We start from the raw sequence: 7,392 nt of genomic DNA on the forward strand, positions 1-7,392 counted from the left end.
CGTCGGCAGTTGCGGCACCCAGTTGGCTTGGAGATGTGCACATGCTGGTTAGTCCATTGAGCAACGCCCGGTTTCCGGTTCCGTTGGAGTGGGAGGAACCGCCGGGGGCCGGCGCCGTGCCGGCGGCGCGGCGGTTGGTGGTGGCGATCGTGCGGGAGTGGGGGGTGCCACTCTCGGATGGTGCGCTTCAGGAGCTGGAGTTGTGCGCGAGTGAGGTGATCGCGAATGCACTGGTGCACACGGGGGAGCGGTGTGTCGTCACCGTCCGTTGGTACGGCGGGCGGGTGCGGGTGGAGGTGGCTGACCGGGGTGCGGAGCTGTCGGGCCGGGAGTGCGCGGAGGGGGCCACGAGCGGGCGTGGCCTGCTGCTGGTGGAGGCGCTCGCGGATGTGTGGGGGTGGCACCCGGTGGATACGGGCAAGGTGGTGTGGTTCGAGTACCCCGAGAGTCGAGAAGCGCCGTGCCCCACGCGGGGGTGGGGCATGGCGCTCGGTCTGCGAGACCTGGGTCAGGCGAAGAAGGCGTCCAGGATCTGTTGGGCCGCCAGCCCCGCCGGGAGGGTGCCGGCGCGGACCTGGGCTTCCAACTCGGGGGTCAGGCGCCGTACTTCGGGGTTCTCGTGGAGGCGGGCGTAGAGCTGGTCGTGGACTATGGACCAGGTCCACTCGACCTGCTGGCCGCGGCGCTTCGCCGCCAGGGCGCCCGTCGCGTCCAACACCTTGCGGTGCTGCTGCAAGCGCTCCCACAGGACGTCGAGGCCCGCGCCGTCGAGGCCGCTGCAGGTGAGCACCGGCGGCGTCCAGGCCGCATCCGGAGGCTGCAACAGCCGCAACGCGCCCGCGAGTTCGCGCGCCGCCGCCTTCGCGTCGCGCTCGTGCGGGCCGTCCGCCTTGTTGACGGCGATGACGTCCGCCAGCTCCAGGACGCCCTTCTTGATGCCCTGGAGCTGGTCGCCGGTCCGCGCCAGGCTGAGCAGCAGGAAGGTGTCGACCATCCCGGCCACCGCCGTCTCGGACTGGCCGACGCCGACCGTCTCGATGAGGACGACGTCGTAGCCCGCCGCCTCCATCACCACCATGGACTCCCTGGTGGCCTTGGCGACCCCGCCGAGCGTCCCCGAGGTCGGGGACGGCCGGACGAAGGCATTGGCGTCGACGGCGAGCCGCTCCATCCGGGTCTTGTCGCCGAGGATGGAGCCGCCCGTCCGGCTGGAGGTCGGGTCGACGGCGAGGACCGCGACCCGGTGGCCCTGGCCGGTCAGCATGGTGCCGAAGGCGTCGATGAAGGTCGACTTGCCGACACCGGGCACGCCCGTGATGCCCACCCGGACCGCGCCGCCCGCGTGCGGCAGCAGCCGTTGGAGCAGTTGCTGCGCGAGTGCGCGGTGGTCGGGCCGGGAGGACTCGACGAGGGTGACGGCGCGCGCGATCCAGGCGCGCGAGCCGTCGAGTACGCCCGTCACATAGCTGTCGAGGTCGATCGTCCGCGGAGGCATGCGATCAGGCGATCACAGCTCGTGGCCGAGGTCGGCCGCCAGGGACTTGAGCAGGTCGTACGCCGCGTCGGGGATGACCGTCCCCGGGGGGAAGACCGCCGCCGCGCCCGCCTCGTACAGGGCGTCGAAGTCCTGCGGGGGGATCACCCCGCCGACCACGATGGTGATGTCCTCCCGTCCCGCCGCGGCGAGTTCGGCGCGCAGCGCGGGCACCAGCGTGAGGTGTCCGGCGGCCAGCGAGGACACGCCGACGATGTGCACGTCGGCCTCGACGGCCTGGCGGGCGACCTCGGCCGGGGTCTGGAACAGGGGGCCGACGTCCACCGTGAAGCCGAGGTCGGCGAAGGCGGTGGCGATCACCTTCTGGCCGCGGTCGTGGCCGTCCTGGCCCATCTTGGCGACCAGGATGCGCGGACGGCGGCCCTCGGCCTGCTCGAACCGCTCGACCAGGTCGCGGGTGCGCTGGAGGGAGGCCGACGGGCCCGCTTCGTCTCGGTACACACCCGAGATGGTACGGATCTGGCCGGAGTGGCGGCCGTAGACCTTCTCCAGGGCGTCGGAGATCTCGCCGACGGTGGCCTTGGCCCGGGCCGCGTTGACGGCCAGGTGCAGCAGGTTGCCGTCCAGCGAGCCGCCGCGCTGCGGACCGGCCTCGGCGGCCGCCGTCAGTGCGCGCAGCGCGTCCTGGCACGCGGCCTCGTCGCGCTCCTCGCGCAGCCGGCGCAGCTTCTCGATCTGCCGTGCCCGCACCGAGGAGTTGTCGACCTTGAGCACGTCGATCTGCTCGTCGTTCTCCACCCGGTACTTGTTGACGCCGATCACCGGCTGGCGGCCGGAGTCGATCCGCGCCTGGGTGCGGGCGGCGGCCTCCTCGACGCGCAGCTTGGGGATGCCCGCGTCGATGGCCTTGGCCATGCCGCCGGCCGCCTCGACCTCCTGGATGTGCTCCCAGGCCCGGCGGGCGAGGTCGTGGGTCAGCTTCTCGACGTACGCGGAGCCGCCCCACGGGTCGATCACCCGGCAGGTGCCCGACTCCTGCTGGAGCAGCAGCTGGGTGTTGCGGGCGATCCGGGCGGAGAAGTCGGTGGGCAGGGCGAGGGCCTCGTCCAGGGCGTTGGTGTGCAGCGACTGGGTGTGGCCCTGGGTCGCCGCCATCGCCTCCACGCAGGTGCGGGTGACGTTGTTGAACACGTCCTGGGCGGTGAGCGACCAGCCCGAGGTCTGCGAATGGGTCCGCAGCGACAGGGACTTGGGGTTCTTGGGGTCGAACTGCTTGACCAGCTTGGCCCACAGCAGCCGGGCCGCGCGCAGCTTGGCGACCTCCATGAAGAAGTTCATGCCGATCGCCCAGAAGAACGACAGCCGCGGCGCGAAGGCGTCCACGTCCAGGCCCACGTCCAGGCCCGCGCGCAGGTACTCCACCCCGTCGGCCAGGGTGTAGGCCAGCTCCAGGTCGGCCGTCGCACCGGCCTCCTGGATGTGGTAGCCGGAGATGGAGATCGAGTTGTACCGGGGCATCTTCTGCGAGGTGTACGCGAAGATGTCCGAGATGATCCGCATCGACGGCTGCGGCGGGTAGATGTAGGTGTTGCGGACCATGAACTCCTTGAGGATGTCGTTCTGGATGGTCCCGGCGAGCTTCTCCGGTGGTACGCCCTGCTCCTCGGCCGCGACGATGTACAGCGCGAGGACGGGCAGCACGGCACCGTTCATGGTCATCGACACGGACATCTTGTCCAGCGGGATGCCGTCGAAGAGTTGGCGCATGTCGTAGATCGAGTCGATCGCCACGCCCGCCATGCCGACGTCGCCGGTGACCCGCGGGTGGTCGCTGTCGTAGCCGCGGTGGGTCGGCAGGTCGAAGGCGACCGACAGGCCCTTCTGGCCGGCCGCGAGGTTGCGGCGGTAGAAGGCGTTGGACTCCTCGGCGGTGGAGAAGCCCGCGTACTGGCGGACGGTCCAGGGCTGGTTGACGTACATGGTCGGGTACGGCCCGCGCAGGTACGGGGCGACGCCCGGGTAGGTCTCCAGGAAGTCCAGCCCGGCGAGGTCGGCCCCGGTGTACAGCGGCTTGACGCCGATGCCCTCGGGGGTCTCCCAGAGCAGCTCGTCGACGTCCTTGCCGGTGGACTGGCGCCAGGCGGCCCGCCACTGCTCGTCGGTGGCGCCGGCGCCGCCCGTGGGGCTGCCGGCGGCGCCGGAGTCGCCCGTGAGGCCGGCGGCGGCGCCGTCCAGCCCGATTCCGGTGAAGTCGGGGATCATCGAGCGGCTCCGATCTGGTCCAGCAGGGAGGTCAGGACGGCGACCGCGTCGCCCCCCGCGAAGATGAACTCGTCCACGCCGTCGGGTACTTCGGCGGGTCGCCCGGCGAGCAGCACCCGCTCGGCACCGGCCGCCTTCAGGGCGCCGGCGACCGGGGCGGCGTGCTCGGCGTACAGCGCGTCGCTGGAGCAGAGGCAGGCGACGGTCGCGCCGGAGGCCCGGAACGCCTCGGCGAAGGCCGCCGGGTCGACGGACTCGGCCGAGACCGTCGCGATGCCGCCCGCCTGGAACAGGTTGGCGGCGAAGGTGGTGCGCGCGGTGTGCGCGGAGGCGGTGCCGATCGAGGCGAGGAAGAGGTTCGGGCGGGCGCCGTGCGCGGCGGCGTGGGCGTCCGAGCGGTCCCGCAGCGCCTCGTAGGCCTCGGCGCGGCGGACCTGCGGCAGCCCGCCGCCGGGCGCGGCCGGGGCCGGCTCGCGGACCAGCGGCTGCTCGTCCAGGTGCGGGAACTCGCTGACGCCGGTGACGGGTTCGCGCCGCTTGGCGAGCCGTACCGAGCGCTCGGCCCAGGTCGCGGCGATCCGGTCCTCGACCAGGCCGGCGGAGAGGGCGGCCTGCTGCCCGCCGGCCCGCTCGATCTCCTGGAACCACGCCCAGGCGGCCCGGGCCAGCTCCTCGCTCAGCTGCTCGACGTACCAGGAGCCGCCGGCCGGGTCGATCACCCGGGCCAGGTGGGACTCCTCCAGCAGGATCGCCTGGGTGTTGCGGGCGATCCGGCGGGCGAAGGCGTCCGGCAGGCCGAGCGCGCTGTCGAAGGGCAGTACGGTGACGGCGTCCGCGCCGCCGACCCCGGCGGCCAGGCAGGCGACCGTGGTGCGCAGCATGTTCACCCACGGGTCGCGGGCGGTCATCATCACCCGGGAGGTGACGGCGTGCTGGCGCTGCGCCGAGGCGGCCGCACCGGCCCCCGAGACCTCGGCGACCCGGGCCCAGAGGCGGCGCGCGGCACGGAACTTGGCGATGGTGAGGAACTGGTCGCCGTCCGCGGCGTAGCGGAACTCCAGCTGGCCGAGCGCGTCGTCGACCGAGAGGCCGGCGGCGGTCAGCGCGCGCAGGTAGGCGACACCGGTGGCGAGCGAGCAGCCCAGCTCCTGGGCGGGGGAGGCGCCCGCCTCGTGGTACGGCAGGGCGTCCACCGTGAGCGCCCGCACGCCCGGGTACCCGGCGGCGCAGCGGGCGGCCAGCGCGGTGGCCTCGGCGAGCAGCGCCCCGGTGCGGTCGGCCTGGCCGGTACGGGCCTGGAGGCCGAGTGGGTCGGCGCCGAGGTTGCCGGCGGCGGCGCCGGGGGAGACCTCGCGCTCCTCGTACAGCCTGAACAACTGCTCGGCGGCGTCGGTGAATTCGGCGCCGGCGTCGAGCGCCACGGCGGCCAGGTCCAGGTACACCCCGGCGAGCGCCTCGGGCAGGGCGTCCACCGGGAGGCCGGCGCCGCCCAGCTCCAGCCAGAGCGAGCTCACGCCGTGCTCCAGGTCGGCCAGGACGGCCTCGTTGGCGCGCCCGCGGTCCGGGTCGGCGTGCCGCTGGCGGACGTCCCACCCGGCCACGGCGGAGCCCTGCGGCCGGCCGCCGCGCACGAACGGCGGGAAGCCCGGGTAGCCCGGGTCGGCGTCGGTGTCCTCGGCGGTGTACAGGGGGCGTGCGCTCAGCCCGTCCTGGAGCCGGGTGGTGAGCGCCTGCTCGGCGGCGGGACCGTCCTCGGGCTGGGCACCGGACTTGCGCAGCACGCCCTGGACGAGTTGCTGCCACTGCTCTCGGTGCGCGGCCGGGAACTCGGCAGCGAGGGGGAGCCCTTCGGGCGGGACCTTCATGTGCGCAGGTTAGCGCCCGTGCGCGGGGCTGCAGGAGAGGAATCCCGTGTGACCTTTCCCTCGGTCCGGCCGCTCGCGAGCACTCTCCGGGGCGGGGGGTGCCACGGGGTGCCGGGAGGGCTGGCACCCGGGGCCGATAGGGGTGCCGGGACGGTCGGCACCCGGGGCCGACAGGGGTGCCGCGACAGGGGGTCGGAGGGCAGGGGGTCGAAGGGGTCGGGTGGGGTCGTCCGGGGTCGTCCGGGGTGCCGGGGGAGGTGGGCGGCGCGGTCGTCCCGGCCTTCGTCGGCGGTCCTCCCGCCCTTCGTCGGCGGTCCTCCCGGCCGTCGTCAGGCGGTGGGCGGTGTCCGCGGTGTCCGGGGTGTCCGAAGGTCAACGCCGATGGCACGGAACGCGATCGATGTCCCGTCATGCTGTCAAAACGTCATGATCAGGGGGATTGCGGAACCCGGCCCCTCATCTATTAAGTTACTTCGAAGAAGGTGGGCGGGGCAGCACCCCCCCGTTGCTCGTCCTGCCCGCCTTCGTCGTCCCCAGGCACCGGCCGAGCCGTCCCCCCGCTCCGCCCGGACCGTCCCGAGATTCCCCCGAAGGAGAGCGACCGCCATGGGAAAGCGCCGCAAGCCCAGCCCCCCGAGCCGGGCCCGCATGGCGGTCCTCACCACGGCCATGGCGGCCGGCGGCGCGGTCCTCGCCTCCGGTACCGCCCACGCCGAGCCGACCCCGAACCTCGCCACCGTCAAGGAGCAGGTCGACCAGCTCAACGAGGACGCCGAGCAGGCGATCGAGAAGTACAACGGCTTCCAGGCGAGGCAGCAGAAGCTCCAGGGCGAGGCCAACCAGATCCAGGAGAAGGTCGTCCGGGGCCAGGAGGCGATGAACGAGCTGCGGACCCGGCTCGGCGCGGTCGCCGCCGACCAGTACCGCACCAACGGCATCGACCCGTCGGTCCAGCTGATGCTCGACTCCGACCCGGCCGCCTACCTGGAGCGCGCCTCGGTGCAGAACCAGGTCTCCGACTCCCAGGCGAGCCTGCTCAAGCAGGCCCAGGACGAGCAGCGCAAGCTCGACCAGGACCGCGCCGAGGCCACCGCCACCCTGGCCGCGCTCGACTCGGTGGGCACGCAGCTGGCGGAGCAGAAGAAGGACATCCAGACCAAGCTGTCCCAGGCGCAGGAGATGCTGAACAAGCTCAGCGCCGAGGACCGGGCCAAGATCAACGCCCAGCAGAACGCGGAGAAGGCCAAGGCCGAGGCTCAGCAGGCCGCCGCCGCCGCGGCCAAGGACCGCGCCTCGCGGTCCAGTGACCGCCCGGACATGAACGCCCCGGTGCCGTCGGCCAGCGGCCGGGCCGGCGCCATCATCGCGTTCGCCCAGGCCCAGCTCGGCAAGCCGTACGGCTGGGGCAAGAGCGGCCCCGCCTCCTTCGACTGCTCCGGCCTCACCAGCCAGGCCTACCGCGCGGCGGGCGTCACGATCTCCCGGACGTCCGAGGAGCAGTGGAAGGACGGCCCGCACGTCGACCGTGCCAACCTCCAGCCCGGTGACCTGGTGTTCTTCTACGACGACCTGCACCACGTCGGCCTGTACATCGGCGACGGCAAGATGATCCACGCCCCGCGCACGGGCAAGAACATCGAGGTCCTGCCGATCTCCGTGATGCCCTACAAGGGCGCCGTCCGCCCGGCCTGACCTCCCGGCCCGACCGCCCGCCGGGCCTCCCGCGCCCCGGCCTCCCGGCCCGACCGCGCGCCCACGACGGCCCGCTCC

At 73.2% G+C, this 7,392-nt stretch carries 4 protein-coding genes and 1 pseudogene; 2 read left to right on the forward strand and 3 right to left on the reverse strand.

The window, feature by feature from the left end; genetic code table 11:
• Nucleotides 1–41: 41 nt before the first annotated feature.
• Nucleotides 42–422: pseudogene (locus ACFU6K_RS24775) on the forward strand (ATP-binding protein); the annotation flags it as partial.
• Between the two features lie 86 nt (nt 423–508).
• Here ACFU6K_RS24775 and meaB read toward each other — a convergent pair.
• From meaB to mutA, 3 genes are read right to left on the reverse strand one after another with little or no spacing between them, the layout of a single operon-like run.
• The gene (gene meaB / locus ACFU6K_RS24780) at nt 509–1,495 is read right to left on the reverse strand and encodes a methylmalonyl Co-A mutase-associated GTPase MeaB (protein ID WP_380666464.1); all 987 of its coding nucleotides are present in this window, start codon (nt 1,493–1,495) and stop codon (nt 509–511) included.
• Nucleotides 1,496–1,507: 12 nt separating this feature from the next.
• A complete protein-coding gene (gene scpA / locus ACFU6K_RS24785) occupies nt 1,508–3,757 on the reverse strand; it encodes a methylmalonyl-CoA mutase (RefSeq protein ID WP_380666466.1) in 2,250 nt (749 codons plus the stop codon).
• A complete protein-coding gene (gene mutA, locus ACFU6K_RS24790) occupies nt 3,754–5,622 on the reverse strand; it encodes a methylmalonyl-CoA mutase small subunit (protein ID WP_380666468.1) in 1,869 nt (622 codons plus the stop codon). Before mutA ends, scpA begins: the two co-directional genes overlap by 4 nt.
• A 606-nt stretch (nt 5,623–6,228) precedes the next feature.
• On the opposite strand from mutA, the gene ACFU6K_RS24795 reads away from it, so the two are divergent.
• On the forward strand, nt 6,229–7,314 hold the full coding sequence (locus ACFU6K_RS24795) for an NlpC/P60 family protein (RefSeq protein ID WP_380666470.1): 1,086 nt from the start codon (nt 6,229–6,231) through the stop codon (nt 7,312–7,314).
• The last annotated feature ends 78 nt before the right edge of the window (nt 7,315–7,392 follow it).

The sequence above is a fragment of the Kitasatospora sp. NPDC057512 genome (assembly GCF_042802135.1).
Classification (GTDB): Bacteria; Actinomycetota; Actinomycetes; order Streptomycetales; family Streptomycetaceae; genus Kitasatospora.